Source organism: Salmonella sp. SJTUF14076, assembly GCF_015534835.1.
Classification (GTDB): Bacteria; Pseudomonadota; Gammaproteobacteria; order Enterobacterales; family Enterobacteriaceae; genus Salmonella; species Salmonella enterica.
The window spans coordinates 2,766,008-2,780,164 of record NZ_CP064674.1 but is presented as its reverse complement, the minus strand read 5'-3'; the positions used below and the strand labels follow the sequence as shown (position 1 = coordinate 2,780,164).

Annotated in this window: 12 protein-coding genes; 9 read left to right on the top strand and 3 right to left on the bottom strand. The window is 54.2% G+C overall.

Going from position 1 to position 14,157, the window contains the following annotated elements; genetic code table 11:
* Nucleotides 1-9: 9 nt before the first annotated feature.
* The 4 genes from nagZ (at nt 10) to HU143_RS13600 (ending at nt 3,876) form a co-directional block, all read left to right on the top strand.
* Nucleotides 10-1,035 (top strand): beta-N-acetylhexosaminidase, encoded by a 1,026-nt coding sequence (gene nagZ / locus HU143_RS13615; RefSeq protein ID WP_000529340.1) that lies wholly within the window; start codon nt 10-12, stop codon nt 1,033-1,035.
* Between the two features lie 24 nt (nt 1,036-1,059).
* Nucleotides 1,060-1,602: an alpha/beta hydrolase YcfP gene (gene ycfP, locus HU143_RS13610; protein WP_000587943.1), complete on the top strand. Its 543-nt coding sequence runs from the start codon at nt 1,060-1,062 to the stop codon at nt 1,600-1,602.
* A gap of 253 nt (nt 1,603-1,855) precedes the next feature.
* Nucleotides 1,856-3,160 (top strand): NADH-quinone dehydrogenase, encoded by a 1,305-nt coding sequence (gene ndh / locus HU143_RS13605; RefSeq protein WP_000211053.1) that lies wholly within the window; start codon nt 1,856-1,858, stop codon nt 3,158-3,160.
* Between the two features lie 176 nt (nt 3,161-3,336).
* Nucleotides 3,337-3,876, top strand: coding sequence for a glycine zipper 2TM domain-containing protein (locus HU143_RS13600; protein WP_001043449.1), 540 nt, complete (start codon nt 3,337-3,339; stop codon nt 3,874-3,876).
* Nucleotides 3,877-3,949: 73 nt separating this feature from the next.
* Here HU143_RS13600 and comR read toward each other — a convergent pair whose 3' ends face one another.
* Nucleotides 3,950-4,585 carry a TetR family copper-responsive transcriptional repressor ComR gene (gene comR, locus HU143_RS13595; RefSeq protein ID WP_000205986.1) on the bottom strand — a complete coding sequence of 212 codons (636 nt, stop codon included), beginning with the start codon at nt 4,583-4,585 and terminating at the stop codon, nt 3,950-3,952.
* Between the two features lie 241 nt (nt 4,586-4,826).
* Here comR and bhsA point away from each other — a divergent pair, with 241 nt between their 5' ends.
* Nucleotides 4,827-5,084 (top strand): multiple stress resistance protein BhsA, encoded by a 258-nt coding sequence (bhsA, locus tag HU143_RS13590; RefSeq protein WP_000800158.1) that lies wholly within the window; start codon nt 4,827-4,829, stop codon nt 5,082-5,084.
* A gap of 96 nt (nt 5,085-5,180) precedes the next feature.
* Here the strand turns inward: bhsA and ldtC are convergent, their stop codons facing one another.
* A complete protein-coding gene (gene ldtC, locus HU143_RS13585) occupies nt 5,181-6,146 on the bottom strand; it encodes a L,D-transpeptidase LdtC (protein WP_000482971.1) in 966 nt (321 codons plus the stop codon).
* Nucleotides 6,147-6,293: 147 nt separating this feature from the next.
* On the bottom strand, nt 6,294-9,740 hold the full coding sequence (gene mfd, locus HU143_RS13580) for a transcription-repair coupling factor (RefSeq protein ID WP_001114323.1): 3,447 nt from the start codon (nt 9,738-9,740) through the stop codon (nt 6,294-6,296).
* A gap of 337 nt (nt 9,741-10,077) precedes the next feature.
* On the opposite strand from mfd, the gene lolC reads away from it, so the two are divergent.
* The 4 genes from lolC to nagK are packed head-to-tail and all read left to right on the top strand — an operon-like array spanning nt 10,078 to nt 14,155.
* Nucleotides 10,078-11,277, top strand: a complete 1,200-nt coding sequence (lolC, locus tag HU143_RS13575) for a lipoprotein-releasing ABC transporter permease subunit LolC (protein ID WP_001518787.1) — start codon at nt 10,078-10,080, stop codon at nt 11,275-11,277.
* On the top strand, nt 11,270-11,971 hold the full coding sequence (lolD, locus tag HU143_RS13570) for a lipoprotein-releasing ABC transporter ATP-binding protein LolD (protein WP_001033714.1): 702 nt from the start codon (nt 11,270-11,272) through the stop codon (nt 11,969-11,971). The genes lolC and lolD overlap by 8 nt, the downstream gene beginning before the upstream one ends.
* Nucleotides 11,971-13,215: a lipoprotein-releasing ABC transporter permease subunit LolE gene (gene lolE / locus HU143_RS13565; protein ID WP_023227253.1), complete on the top strand. Its 1,245-nt coding sequence runs from the start codon at nt 11,971-11,973 to the stop codon at nt 13,213-13,215. The genes lolD and lolE overlap by 1 nt, the downstream gene beginning before the upstream one ends.
* Before the next feature lie 28 nt (nt 13,216-13,243).
* The gene (gene nagK / locus HU143_RS13560) at nt 13,244-14,155 is read left to right on the top strand and encodes an N-acetylglucosamine kinase (protein WP_000291319.1); all 912 of its coding nucleotides are present in this window, start codon (nt 13,244-13,246) and stop codon (nt 14,153-14,155) included.
* Nucleotides 14,156-14,157: the final 2 nt, after the last annotated feature.

The window sequence follows — 14,157 nt, the reverse complement described above, 5'->3', positions numbered from 1 at the left end:
GAGAGCAGTGTGGGCCCAGTAATGTTGAATGTCGAAGGATGTGAGCTGGATGCGGAGGAGCGCGAGATACTGGCGCATCCGCTGGTTGGCGGGCTTATTCTGTTCACGCGTAATTACCATGACCCGGAACAGCTGCGCGAATTAGTGCGCCAGATTCGGGCGGCATCGCGTAACCATCTGGTGGTGGCCGTCGATCAGGAAGGCGGGCGCGTACAGCGTTTCCGTGAAGGGTTTACCCGCCTGCCCGCGGCGCAATCTTTTTTTGCGCTGCATGGGCTGGAAGAGGGGGGGCGACTGGCGCAGGAGGCAGGGTGGCTGATGGCCAGCGAAATGATCGCGATGGATATTGATATCAGTTTTGCGCCAGTGCTGGATGTCGGGCATATCAGCGCGGCAATTGGCGAGCGTTCTTATCATGCCGATCCCGCAAAAGCGTTGGCAATGGCAACACGCTTTATTGACGGCATGCATGACGCCGGGATGAAAACGACCGGTAAGCATTTCCCCGGCCACGGCGCGGTCACGGCGGACTCCCACAAAGAGACGCCGTGCGATCCACGTCCTGAAACGGACATCCGTGGCAAAGATATGTCGGTGTTCCGCACGCTGATTAGCGAGAATAAACTGGATGCGATTATGCCTGCCCACGTGATCTACCGCGCTATCGATCCGCGTCCGGCAAGCGGTTCGCCGTACTGGCTGAAAACGGTGCTGCGTCAGGAGTTAGGCTTTGATGGCGTCATTTTCTCCGACGATCTGTCGATGGAGGGCGCGGCGATTATGGGCAGCTATGCTGAGCGCGCTCAGGCGTCGCTGGATGCGGGTTGCGATATGATTCTGGTCTGCAATAATCGTAAAGGCGCAGTCAGCGTGCTGGATAATCTGTCGCCGATCAAAGCAGAACGTGTTACACGTTTGTATCATAAAGGTTCATTTTCACGCCGGGAGCTCATGGACTCAGCACGCTGGAAAACAGCCAGCGCCCAGCTCAACCAGTTACATGAACGCTGGCAGGAAGAAAAAGCAGGTCATTAACTCGAGTTTTCGTGAGGGTGCCAGATGATTATTTATTTACACGGTTTTGATTCAAATAGTCCGGGCAACCATGAAAAAGTGTTGCAATTACAGTTTATCGACCCGGATGTTCGGCTGGTAAGCTACAGTACGCGGCATCCTAAGCACGATATGCAGCATCTGCTGAAAGAAGTGGACAAAATGTTGCAGTTGAATGTGGACGAGCGCCCTTTAATCTGTGGCGTGGGGCTGGGCGGTTACTGGGCGGAGCGGATTGGCTTTTTGTGCGATATCCGTCAGGTGGTTTTTAACCCGAACCTGTTCCCCTATGAAAACATGGAGGGGAAAATCGATCGCCCGGAAGAATATGCGGACATCGCTACAAAGTGCGTGACCAACTTTCGCGAAAAAAATCGCGATCGTTGTCTGGTGATCCTCTCGCGTCATGACGAAGCGCTGGACAGCCAACGCTCAGCGCAAGCGCTTCACCCGTTTTATGAAATTGTGTGGGATGAGGAACAGACTCACAAATTCAAAAATATTTCGCCGCATTTGCAACGTATCAAAGCGTTTAAAACGCTGGGGTAACGCCCCCGGCAATATGGCGTTATCAGTGACCGGATAACCAGCCTTGCGGCTGGTTTTTTTATGCTCAATTCTCGCAAACTGTCTATCTTTTCAGCATGAAAACTTGATGCACATCAATTTTGGTATGACCAATGCACCGTTCATGCTATTCTCATATCAGAAGCTTATTCTCATTAACGTAACTTGTTGTTAATTAAAGGCTATGCTAATAACTTTTAATTAACAATTGGTTAATAAATTTAAGGGGGTCACGTTGACTACACCATTAAAAAAGATCGTGATTGTCGGCGGCGGCGCTGGCGGGCTGGAAATGGCGACGCAGTTAGGCCATAAACTGGGGCGCAAGAAAAAAGCGAAAATCACGCTGGTAGACAGAAATCACAGCCATCTGTGGAAACCATTGCTGCACGAAGTGGCGACTGGCTCTCTGGACGAAGGCGTGGATGCGCTGAGCTATCTGGCCCATGCGCGCAATCATGGTTTCCAGTTCCAACTGGGGTCGGTGATGGATATCGATCGCGAAGCGAAAACCATCACTATTGCCGAGTTACGTGATGAAAAGGGCGAACTGCTGGTGCCGGAGCGCAAAATCGCGTATGACACGCTGGTGATGGCGCTGGGCAGCACCTCTAATGATTTCAACACGCCGGGCGTGAAAGAGCACTGTATCTTCCTCGATAACCCGCATCAGGCGCGCCGTTTTCACCAGGAGATGCTGAACCTGTTCCTCAAGTATTCGGCTAATCTGGGCGCGAACGGTAAGGTCAATATCGCCATCGTTGGCGGCGGTGCGACGGGGGTTGAGCTGTCGGCTGAACTGCATAATGCGGTAAAACAGCTGCATAGCTATGGTTATAAGGGGCTGACCAACGACGCGCTGAACGTGACGTTGGTTGAGGCTGGCGAGCGCATTCTGCCTGCGTTGCCGCCGCGTATCTCCAGCGCCGCGCATAATGAACTGACCAAACTGGGCGTTCGCGTGCTGACGCAAACTATGGTCACCAGCGCCGACGAAGGCGGTCTGCATACGAAAGAAGGTGAATATATTCAGGCCGATCTGATGGTGTGGGCGGCGGGTATCAAAGCGCCAGATTTTATGAAAGAGATTGGTGGTCTGGAAACGAACCGCATTAACCAACTGGTGGTGGAACCGACGCTGCAAACCACGCGCGATCCTGATATTTATGCGATTGGCGACTGCGCTTCCTGCGCACGTCCGGAGGGAGGTTTTGTGCCGCCTCGCGCTCAGGCGGCGCATCAGATGGCTACCTGCGCGATGAATAACATTCTGGCGCAGATGAATGGCAAACCGCTGAAAGCTTACCAGTATAAAGATCATGGATCGCTGGTCTCTCTGTCCAACTTCTCTACCGTGGGTAGTCTGATGGGGAACCTGACCCGCGGTTCAATGATGATTGAAGGACGTATCGCCCGCTTCGTGTATATCTCGCTATACCGTATGCACCAGATAGCGCTGCATGGATACTTTAAAACCGGCCTGATGATGCTGGTGGGCAGTATTAACCGCGTCATTCGTCCGCGCCTGAAACTGCATTAATTTCTCTGCGCCTCACCGGCTGCTCGCCGGTGAGCGCTTCTCCATCTCTTGCTTCGGAGTTGTCCGAATCCTTCAGCTTTACCGCCTCATCCCGCATTTTTCATCCTCATTCCGATTGGCTTTGTTCGCATACTGGTTGCAAAATTGTTACCAATAGCAACGAAGGAGGAACTCCCGTGAATAAATCAATGTTGGCGGGTATAGGGATTGGCGTAGCGGCTGCGCTGGGTGTGGCGGCAGTGGCCAGTCTCAACGTATTTGATCGTGGTCCGCAATATGCGCAGGTGATATCGGCTAAACCGATTAAAGAGACGGTAAAAACGCCGCGTCAGGAGTGCCGTAATGTCACGGTCACGCATCGCAGACCGGTTCAGGACGAAAACCGTATTGCCGGCTCGGTGCTTGGCGCAGTAGCAGGCGGCGTGATTGGACATCAATTTGGCGGCGGTCGTGGTAAAGATGTGGCGACGGTCGTCGGGGCGCTGGGCGGCGGTTATGCTGGCAATCAAATCCAGGGATCAATGCAGGAAAGTGATACTTACACTACCACTCAGCAACGCTGTAAGACGGTGTATGACAAATCTGAAAAGATGCTTGGCTACGACGTGACCTACAAAATTGGCGATCAGCAGGGCAAAATCCGCATGGATAAAGACCCCGGAACGCAAATTCCCCTCGACGGCAATGGCCAACTGGTTCTGAATAACAAAGCATAAAAAAGCTGTACTCTGCAAGTTAGCCCCTCATTCGCTCAGGCTGAGGGGCTTTTTTTATCCGAAGCTGCGTCGTTCAGGACTTGAGTAGTTCAGGCCAGATGCGCAGAGTCGTACGCGTAATTTGCATCAGTTGTTCGAAGGTGGCTCCTTCACGGGCGCTGATCGACATTCCCTGTAAAATACAGTTTATATATTCCGCGAGCGCCTGCGGGTTACAGTGCGCCGGAATTTCACCGCGCTCCTGACGTTGGCGCAGAAACTGGATGAGCGTCTGTTCCTGCATGGCGTGGCGTGATTTTACCGTGCGGGCGATATCGCGCGAGGAGGCGGCCAGGGTGGCGGACGTATTAATCATAAAGCAGCCAGCCGGCGTGTCTGTACTGGTAAAGCAGGCGGCAATTTCTGTGAAGTAATCTTCCAGCGCCGATTCCACGCTTTTCTCTTCACAAAAGAGCTGGGCTTCGTGCTTTGAGGCAAAGCGAGTGATGTAGCGATCCAGGACAGCGCGAAATAATCCTTCTTTGTTAGTGAATTCCGCATAGAGAGTAGGCGCTTTCGCCCCGGTAGCCTCTACGAGATCGGCAAGCGAAGTTGCTTCATAGCCGTGCTGCCAGAAGAGAGTCATGGCCTTATCAAGCGCGGCTTCCCTGTCGAACACTTTTGGTCGGCCACGGCTTTTCTTCGCGCAACTCGTGGTATCCGTTGTCATGATGCCGTTGTACCTGTTTAAAGAGCGGTCTCTCTATTATAAAAACAAACCACTTCTGGCTCCAGAGTATTCATTAGAAAAATAAATCAATTCTATTCACATGAAAAATAACATCTTTATAAATTATATAACGATCATTATAAAAAGAAGTTGACGTGTGATGTAGATCACATCTATGATTAACTTATCGATCGTTAAGTTAATGCTTACGACACCCATTCATCTGCTAAAGGTCATCACTATGAAAAACGTAAAAACCCTCATCGCTGCTGCGGTACTGAGTTCGCTCTCATTCGCCAGCTTCGCCGCCGTTGAAGTTCAGGCAACGCCAGAAGGTCAACAGAAGTTCGGCACCATTTCCGCGAATGGCGGCACGAATCTGGGCTCGCTGGAAGATCAGCTGGCGCAAAAAGCGGAGGAAATGGGGGCGAAGTCTTTCCGTATTACCTCTGTTACCGGCCCGAATACCCTCCACGGTACGGCGGTAATCTATAAGTAAGCATTAACCCTCATTAATGCCGCTGCGATTGCCACAATAAAAAGAGAAAGCCTCGCGATGCATCGCGAGGCTTTTTTGTCAGTCAGCTATTCACGCTTACAGCGACTGCGGTTTCGCCTCTGATTGACGGGTTACATCCACCGGCATTCCGGAGCGCACTTCCATAACATGTTCCATCACCGCAGCGTCGGTCTGCGGCGCATCCTTAAAGGTCTGCATCGGGCCATTCAGCACAATCGGCAACACCTGCGGATCGTCGCCTATATTTTTAGACAGCGGCTGATGAACTTCCACCAGTCGCACGCCGCCTGGCTCCACCGAGGCTTTAATCGGCGTATTGATAATATTCACTTTGGTTCCCGGCGTGACCTGACGGAACAATGTCTCTATATCACCGTCGCGCAGACGGATACAGCCGGAACTGACGCGCATACCAATGCCAAAATCGGCATTCGTGCCATGTAACAGATAGACGCCGCCGTAGGCCGCTAAACGAATCGCGTGATGCCCCATTGGGTTATCGGGACCGGCAGGCACCACGGCGGGGAGATCGATGCCTTGCGCTTTATAACGGGCGCGAATATTGGCGGTCGGCGTCCAGGTTGGGTTGGCGCGTTTATCCGAAATGGTCGTCACCATCGTTGGCGTCAGGGTATCGCCGCCCAGTTGGCCAATCCCGATAGGGTAGACCGTGACCGTATTTTTCCCCGGTTGATAATAGTAAAGCCGTAATTCCGCGAGGTTAATGACGATACCTTCACGTGGCGCGTCCGGTAGCAGCGTTTGCAGCGGAATCGTCAGCACGCTGCCTGCGCGTGGCACGTAAGGATCAATGCCGGGGTTGGCCTGTAACAGGGCTAAAAAGCCCACGTTATATTTTTTGGCGATCGCCTCCAGCGAGCCGCCGTCGTCTTCAACGACATGGAATTTATTTTCTCCCACCAGTCGACTGCCGGGGGGCGGAAGAGGCCACGTATTCGCCTGCGCGGGAAGGGCAAGCATGATGGTCGCGGTAAGCGCAAGCAACGCCCACCAGCGAGAGAGTCGCGTATTGTTGAACATTATAATAAACCCATGATTATTATGTGGTTATTTTTATAAAAGAGGAAATAAGAATTATGGCGGTTGGCTGTGTCTGGAACTGCAGGGAAGTGCAAAGAATTTGTAAAGATTAGGCCGGACGCAGAGTAATGACGCCCGGCCTGACGCTTATGCAATAGCGTTTTCTTCCAGTTGCTGCATGAACTGGCGTACCCAGTCTATACGCGTTTTACGTTCGCTTAAATCCTGAATAAACTTGAGGCGCGTCGGGCCATCCAGACGGAAATGCTGCGGCTGTTTTTGCAGCAACCCGATAAGCCAGGCGGGGTCAACGTGGTTTTTCTCGGCGAACTCAATTGTTCCGCCTTTCTCGTTACCCTCCAGTTTTCGGATGCCGAGCTTTTGCGCCTGTTGGCGCAGGCGGGCGATATCCAGCAGATTACGCGCCGGATCGGGCAGCAGGCCGAAGCGATCGATCAATTCCACTTTGATCTCTTCCAGCTCGTTTTCGTTCTTCGCGCTGGCAATGCGTTTATAGAATGACAGCCGGGTATTAACATCCGGAATAAAATCATCCGGCAGTAACGACGGCATTCGCAGCTCGACTTCCGTTTGCTGACTGGTGAGATCTTCCAGCGAGGGTTCGCGGCCTGCTTTCAGCGCATCAACGGCGTTTTCCAGCAATTCCATGTAGAGTGAGAAGCCAATGGTTTCCATTGAGCCGCTTTGCTCTTCGCCAAGCAGCTCGCCCGCGCCGCGGATCTCCAGATCGTGGGTCGCCAGCGCAAACCCGGCGCCTAAATCCTCCAGCGACGCAATCGCCTCCAGCCGTTTTTGCGCATCGGTGGTCATGGCCTTAGGATGTGGCGTCAACAGCCAGGCGTAGGCCTGGTGGTGCGAGCGCCCAACGCGGCCACGCAGCTGGTGCAACTGTGCGAGGCCGAAATGATCCGCGCGTTCAATGATGATCGTGTTCGCGGTGGGGATGTCGATCCCCGTTTCGATAATGGTAGTACACACCAGCACGTTAAAACGTTGATGGTGGAAATCGTTCATGACCCGTTCCAGCTCACGTTCGCGCATCTGCCCGTGGCCTATAGCGATTCGCGCTTCCGGCACCAGTTCCGCCAGCCGCTCTGCGGCTTTCTGAATATTTTCGACGTCATTGTACAAATAGTAAACCTGGCCGCCGCGCAGGATTTCACGCAGAATCGCTTCCCTTACTACCAGGCTATCATACTCGCGGACAAAGGTTTTTACCGCCAGACGACGGGCAGGGGGAGTGGCGATAATGGAGAGATCGCGCATACCGCTCATCGCCATATTCAGCGTCCGCGGGATCGGCGTCGCCGTGAGCGTCAGAATATCGACATCGGCGCGCATCGCCTTAATTCGCTCTTTGTGGCGCACGCCGAAACGGTGCTCTTCATCGACAATCAGCAGGCCCAGGTCGCGCAGCTTCACATCGCTTTGTAGCAGTTTATGCGTACCGATCAGAATATCGATCTTACCCTCGGCGGCTTCCGCCAGGATTTGCGTCTGCTCTTTGGCGCTGCGAAAGCGGGACAGCATCTCAATGCGTACCGGCCAGTTGGCGAAACGGTCGCGGAAGTTGTCATAGTGTTGCTGCGCCAGCAGCGTGGTCGGCACCAGTACCGCTACCTGTTTATGGTTTTCCACTGCCAGGAACGCGGCGCGCATCGCCACTTCGGTTTTGCCGAAGCCGACGTCGCCGCACACCAGCCTGTCCATCGCCAGCGGTTGGCACATATCGCTCAATACGGCGTTAATCGCCTGTGCCTGATCGGGCGTCGTTTCAAACGGGAAGCTGTCGCAGAATAACTGATACTGCTCACGATCATGCTTAAAGGCAAAACCCTCTTTTGCCGCCCGTTGCGCATAAATATCCAACAGTTCCGCTGCGACATCGCGCACTTTTTCCGCCGCTTTCTGCCGGGCGCGCGACCAGGCGTCGCCGCCCAGTTTATGCAGCGGCGCACTTTCTTCCGCGCCGCCGGCATAGCGGCTAATCAGATGCAATGAGGAAACCGGCACATACAGTTTGGCGTCATTGGCGTAGGTGAGCATCAGATACTCACCCTTGATGCCGCCAGCCTCCAGAGTGGTCATGCCGGCATAGCGTCCGACGCCGTGCTCCAGATGCACTACCGGTTGACCGACGTGGAGTTCCGCCAGGTTACGAATCAACGTATCCGGGTTGATCGTACGGCGGGAATCCAGGCGGCGACGCGCGACCCGTTCACCCAGGAGATCGCTTTCACAAATCAGCGCCAGATTGCGTTGGGTGTCGATAAAGCCATGTTCTGCGGCGCCAATCATCAGATAGCGTCCTGCATCCTGCGCCTCGTCCAGGCGTAATATCCGCTTCGGCGCGATTTTTATGCGGGCCAGGAGCTCTCCCAGCGCTTCGCGGCGACCTTCGCTTTCCACCGAGAAAATCACCGGGCCGCTGAAAGATTCGAGGAACTTACGTAGCGCGTCCAACGGCGCTTTCTGCTGTGCCTGGATAGCCAAATCCGGTAATTTCTGGAAACCGAGATTGGTATTGGCGGCTTTTTCCGGCAGATGGTCGGTTTTAAGCTGGAGGCGCGGCCAGCGTTTAAGCTCGGAAAAGAGCTCATCTACCCGTAGCCAGAGGGCTTCCGGCGGCAAAAGCGGACGCATAGGATCGACGCCGCGATTTTCAAAACGCGCCAGCGTGTCGGCCTGAAAACGTTCGGCGCTGGTTTCCAGCGAGCCGGTATTCACCACCAGAGTATTGGCGGGGAAGTAGCTAAATAATGGCGGTAACGGTTCGCTGAAAAAGAGCGGCTGCCAGTATTCGATCCCGGCGGGGAGGGTGCCTTTGCTGACCTGCTGATAGATGTGCTCGGCGTCGCGTTTTACCTCAAAGGTATCGCGCCACTGGCTACGGAAAAGCTCAATAGCGGCTTTGTCGGTAGGAAATTCGTGCGCGGGCAACAAATTGATGGCCTCGACCTCCTCCAGCGTACGTTGGGTATCCGCGTCAAACAGACGCAGGCTGTCGATTTCATCATCAAAAAAGTCGAGGCGATAAGGCTGTTCGCTGCCCATCGGAAAGAGATCCAACAGCGCGCCGCGCGTCGCGTATTCGCCATGCTCCATCACCTGATCGACATGCCGATAACCGGCGCTGTCAAGCTGCGCGCGCAGAGCGTCGCGGGACAGCCGCTGGCCTTTTTTCATCACCAGCGCATGACCATGCAGATAGCTATGCGGACAAACGCGCTGCATCAGGGTGTTTACCGGTACAATCAAGACGCCGCGCTGCATTGACGGCAACTGGTAGAGCGTGGACAGGCGCGAAGAGATAATTTCCTGATGCGGGGAGAAGCTGTCATACGGTAGCGTTTCCCAGTCCGCCAGGTTCATCACCATCTGATCGGTAAACTGGCGGATTTCATCATGCAATCGCAGAGCATTTTGCATGTCAGGCGCTATGAGTACCACCGGACCGGCATGGCGTTCGGCTATCTCCGCCACCAGCGTAGCGCAGGCGGCACCGGTAAGTTCGCCCAACTGGCGCTGATCGCCCGCTTTTGTCGGCAGCGTGTAACGTTGTTTTTCAGGCATAACGGTTGTCAGTATCTCTTTTTGTTTTACGCCGCACTCTACGCGTCACCCTTCAGGCTGCTTCATGGTTGGCTGTGCGCCAGGACAGCATGAAGGACTCAGGTATTCAGGGGCATATGACTGATAAGCAATGTTCTTTATTATCCGCGATCGTTGTTTATTAGCAAATTGAATCCGCCGGATAACACGTCGAACAGGTAAAGTATGAACATGTAAGTGACTTGATTTGTCGGCCTTTTTCAGAATAGCGCTGACGAACTCTTACGGTTCAGACATTTACGCATTCCGCTTTCGCTTATATACTCGGGACTTTGCTAACAGCAACCAGACGGATTACATGTATCAACCTGTCGCTCTATTCATTGGCCTGCGTTACATGCGCGGGCGTGCAGCAGATCGCTTCGGTCGCTTCGTTTCCTGGCTTTCCACTATCGGCATTACCCTGGGGGTGATGGCGCTGGTCACGGTATTGTCGGTGATGAACGGTTTTGAGCGCGAACTGCAAAATAACATTCTTGGTTTGATGCCTCAGGCCATCCTCTCTGCTGAACATGGCTCTCTTAACCCGAATCAGATGCCGGAAAAAGCGGTGAATCTGCAAGGCGTTAACCGTATTGCGCCGCTGACGACGGGCGATGTCGTACTGCAAAGCGCGCGTAGCGTTGCGGTTGGCGTGATGTTGGGTATCGATCCGGCGCAAAAAGATCCGTTAACGCCGTATCTGGTCAATGTGAAGCAAAGCGAATTACAGCCGGGTAAGTATAATGTCATCCTCGGCGAGCAGCTCGCCGGACAGTTAGGGGTCAACCGCGGCGATCAGATTCGGCTAATGGTGCCATCTGCCAGCCAGTTTACGCCAATGGGACGTCTGCCCAGCCAGCGTCTGTTTACGGTGATTGGCACATTTGCCGCCAATAGCGAGGTCGATGGCTATGAAATGCTGGTCAATATTCAGGACGCGTCGCGTTTAATGCGCTATCCGGCAGGCAATATTACCGGCTGGCGTCTGTGGCTGGATGAACCGCTGCAAGTCGATACCCTCAGCCAACAGACGCTGCCGCAAGGCACGAAGTGGCAGGACTGGCGCGAACGTAAAGGCGAGTTGTTCCAGGCTGTGCGCATGGAAAAGAACATGATGGGATTGTTGCTGAGCCTCATCGTGGCGGTCGCGGCTTTTAACATTATTACTTCGTTGGGTCTGATGGTCATGGAGAAGCAGGGCGAAGTGGCGATTTTACAAACTCAAGGGCTGACGCCGCGACAAATTATGATGGTCTTTATGGTGCAGGGCGCCAGCGCCGGGATTATCGGCGCGCTGTTGGGCGCCGCGCTGGGCGCATTGCTTGCCAGCCAACTGAATAACCTGATGCCGATCATCGGCGCGTTTCTGGATGGCGCTGCGTTGCCCGTGGCGATAGAGCCGTTACAGGTGATCGTTATCGCTCTGGTGGCAATGGCCATCGCGCTGCTTTCTACGCTTTATCCTTCCTGGCGCGCTGCCGCCACTCAACCCGCTGAGGCTTTACGTTATGAATAAGATCCTGTTGCAATGCGACAACCTGTGCAAACGCTATCAGGAAGGCACCGTACAAACCGACGTGTTGCACGATGTCAGCTTCAGTATCGGCGAAGGCGAAATGATGGCGATCGTCGGCAGTTCCGGTTCGGGTAAAAGTACGTTGCTGCATCTGTTAGGCGGGCTGGATACGCCTACCTCTGGCGATGTGATTTTTAGCGGCCAGCCGATGAGCAAACTCTCTTCTGCGGCAAAAGCGGAATTACGTAACCAGAAACTGGGGTTTATCTATCAGTTTCATCATCTCCTGCCGGATTTTACGGCGCTGGAAAACGTGGCGATGCCATTATTGATTGGCAAAAAGAAACCGGCGGAGATTGACGCTCGGGCGCGAGAAATGCTGCATGCTGTAGGGCTGGAGCATCGCGCAACCCATCGACCTTCGGAACTTTCCGGCGGTGAGCGCCAGCGTGTCGCGATAGCGCGCGCGTTGGTGAATAACCCGCGTCTGGTACTGGCGGATGAGCCGACCGGTAATCTGGATGCGCGTAATGCCGACAGTATTTTTGAGCTTCTGGGCGAGTTAAATCGTCTGCAGGGAACCGCGTTTCTGGTGGTGACTCACGATTTGCAACTGGCGAAACGTATGAGCCGCCAGCTTGAGATGCGCGATGGCCGCCTGACGGCGGAACTGAGCCTGATGGGGGCGGAGTAATGGCGTCGCCTTTATCATTGTTAATTGGCTTGCGTTTCAGCCGTGGACGGCGGCGCGGCGGTATGGTTTCGCTCATTTCCGTCATTTCTACCATCGGTATCGCGCTGGGCGTGGCGGTATTGATTGTCGGTTTAAGCGCGATGAACGGTTTCGAACGCGAGTTGAATAACCGTATTCTGGCGGTGGTTCCGCACGGGGAGATTGAAGCGGTCAATCAGCCGTGGACCAACTGGCGTGAAGCGCTGGCAAAAGTGCAGAAGGTGCCGGGCATTGCCGCCGCCGCGCCGTATATCAATTTTACCGGCCTGGTAGAGAGCGGGGCCAATTTGCGCGCCATTCAGGTTAAAGGCGTCGACCCTAAGCAAGAGCAGCAGCTTAGCGCGTTACCGTCATTTGTGCAAAATCACGCCTGGGATCATTTCAAAGCGGGCGAGCAGCAGATCATTATCGGTAAAGGCGTCGCCGATGCGCTGAACGTGAAACAGGGCGACTGGGTGTCCATCATGATCCCCAATGCGAATGCCGACCATAAGCTGCTCCAGCCCAAACGCGTGCGTTTGCATGTCATCGGGATTCTGCAACTGAGCGGCCAGCTCGATCACAGCTTCGCCATGATCCCGCTTGAGGATGCGCAGCAGTATCTGGATATGGGGTCCAGCATTTCCGGTATCGCGCTTAAAGTCCACGACGTGTTTAATGCGAACAAACTGGTGCGTGATGCGGGTGAAGTGACTAACAGCTATGTCTACATTAAGAGCTGGATCGGCACCTACGGCTATATGTATCGCGATATCCAGATGATTCGCGCCATTATGTATCTGGCGATGATTCTGGTGATCGGCGTGGCCTGTTTTAATATCGTTTCCACCTTAGTGATGGCGGTAAAAGACAAAAGCGGCGACATTGCGGTATTAAGAACGCTGGGGGCGAAAGATGGTTTGATTCGTGCCATTTTCGTCTGGTACGGGCTACTGGCGGGTTTGCTGGGCAGCTTGATTGGCGTGGCGATCGGCGTTGTCGTTTCGCTTCAGCTTACCGCCATTATTAATGGGATTGAAAAGGCGATCGGGCATCAGTTTTTGTCCGGCGATATCTATTTTATCGACTTCCTGCCATCCGAATTACATTGGCTGGACGTTGTTTACGTACTGGTCACGGCGTTGTTGTTAAGCTTACTGGCGAGCTGGTATCCGGCGCGGCGGGCGAGCAACATTGACCCTGCGCGAGTATTGAGCGGCCAGTAATCGCGGAATATAAAAACAAGGAGCGGTGATGTATTACGGGTTTGACATTGGCGGAACAAAGATTGCGTTAGGCGTATTTGACTCAACGCGGCGGCTACAGTGGGAAAAACGGGTTCCCACGCCTCATGCCAGCTATGGTGCCTTTTTAGACGCTGTGTGCGAACTGGTCGCGGAAGCCGACCAGCGATTTGGCGTAAAAGGGTCGGTAGGGATTGGCATACCCGGTATGCCGGAAACCGAAGACGGCACGCTGTACGCCGCGAATGTCCCGGCAGCCAGCGGTAAGCCGTTGCGCGCCGATCTCAGCGCCCGACTGGATCGCGATGTGCGTCTGGACAATGACGCTAACTGTTTTGCCTTGTCCGAAGCCTGGGATGATGAATTCACGCAATATCCTTTGGTTATGGGGCTTATCCTCGGCACCGGCGTCGGCGGTGGCCTGGTGCTAAACGGGAAGCCGATTACCGGTCAGAGCTATATCACCGGCGAGTTTGGCCATATGCGTTTGCCGGTTGACGCGCTAACGTTGATGGGGTTTGATTTTCCTCTCCGCCGTTGTGGATGCGGTCAGATGGGCTGCATTGAGAATTATCTGTCCGGGCGTGGGTTTGCGTGGCTATATCAGCATTATTATCATCAATCGCTGCAGGCGCCGGAGATTATCGCGTTGTGGGAGCAGGGCGATGAGCAGGCGCACGCGCATGTTGAGCGCTATCTGGATTTACTGGCGGTTTGTCTGGGGAATATACTGACGATTGTCGATCCCGATTTATTGGTGATCGGCGGCGGACTATCGAACTTTACGGCAATAACAACGCAACTGGCGGAAAGACTGCCGCGCCATCTCCTCCCTGTTGCCCGCGCGCCGCGCATTGAGCGTGCGCGGCATGGGGATGCAGGTGGGATGCGCGGTGCTGCTTTTTTACATCTTACCGACTAATC

Excerpts from the sequence above, each read along its gene's own strand:
- ycfP (WP_000587943.1), top strand. The coding sequence starts at position 1,060 with ATGATTATTTATTTACACGGTTTTGATTCAAATAGTCCGGGCAACCAT.
- comR (WP_000205986.1), bottom strand. The coding sequence starts at position 4,585 with ATGACAACGGATACCACGAGTTGCGCGAAGAAAAGCCGTGGCCGACCA.
- bhsA (WP_000800158.1), top strand. The coding sequence starts at position 4,827 with ATGAAAAACGTAAAAACCCTCATCGCTGCTGCGGTACTGAGTTCGCTC.
- ldtC (WP_000482971.1), bottom strand. The coding sequence starts at position 6,146 with ATGTTCAACAATACGCGACTCTCTCGCTGGTGGGCGTTGCTTGCGCTT.
- mfd (WP_001114323.1), bottom strand. The coding sequence starts at position 9,740 with ATGCCTGAAAAACAACGTTACACGCTGCCGACAAAAGCGGGCGATCAG.
- lolC (WP_001518787.1), top strand. The coding sequence starts at position 10,078 with ATGTATCAACCTGTCGCTCTATTCATTGGCCTGCGTTACATGCGCGGG.
- lolD (WP_001033714.1), top strand. The coding sequence starts at position 11,270 with ATGAATAAGATCCTGTTGCAATGCGACAACCTGTGCAAACGCTATCAG.
- lolE (WP_023227253.1), top strand. The coding sequence starts at position 11,971 with ATGGCGTCGCCTTTATCATTGTTAATTGGCTTGCGTTTCAGCCGTGGA.
- nagK (WP_000291319.1), top strand. The coding sequence starts at position 13,244 with ATGTATTACGGGTTTGACATTGGCGGAACAAAGATTGCGTTAGGCGTA.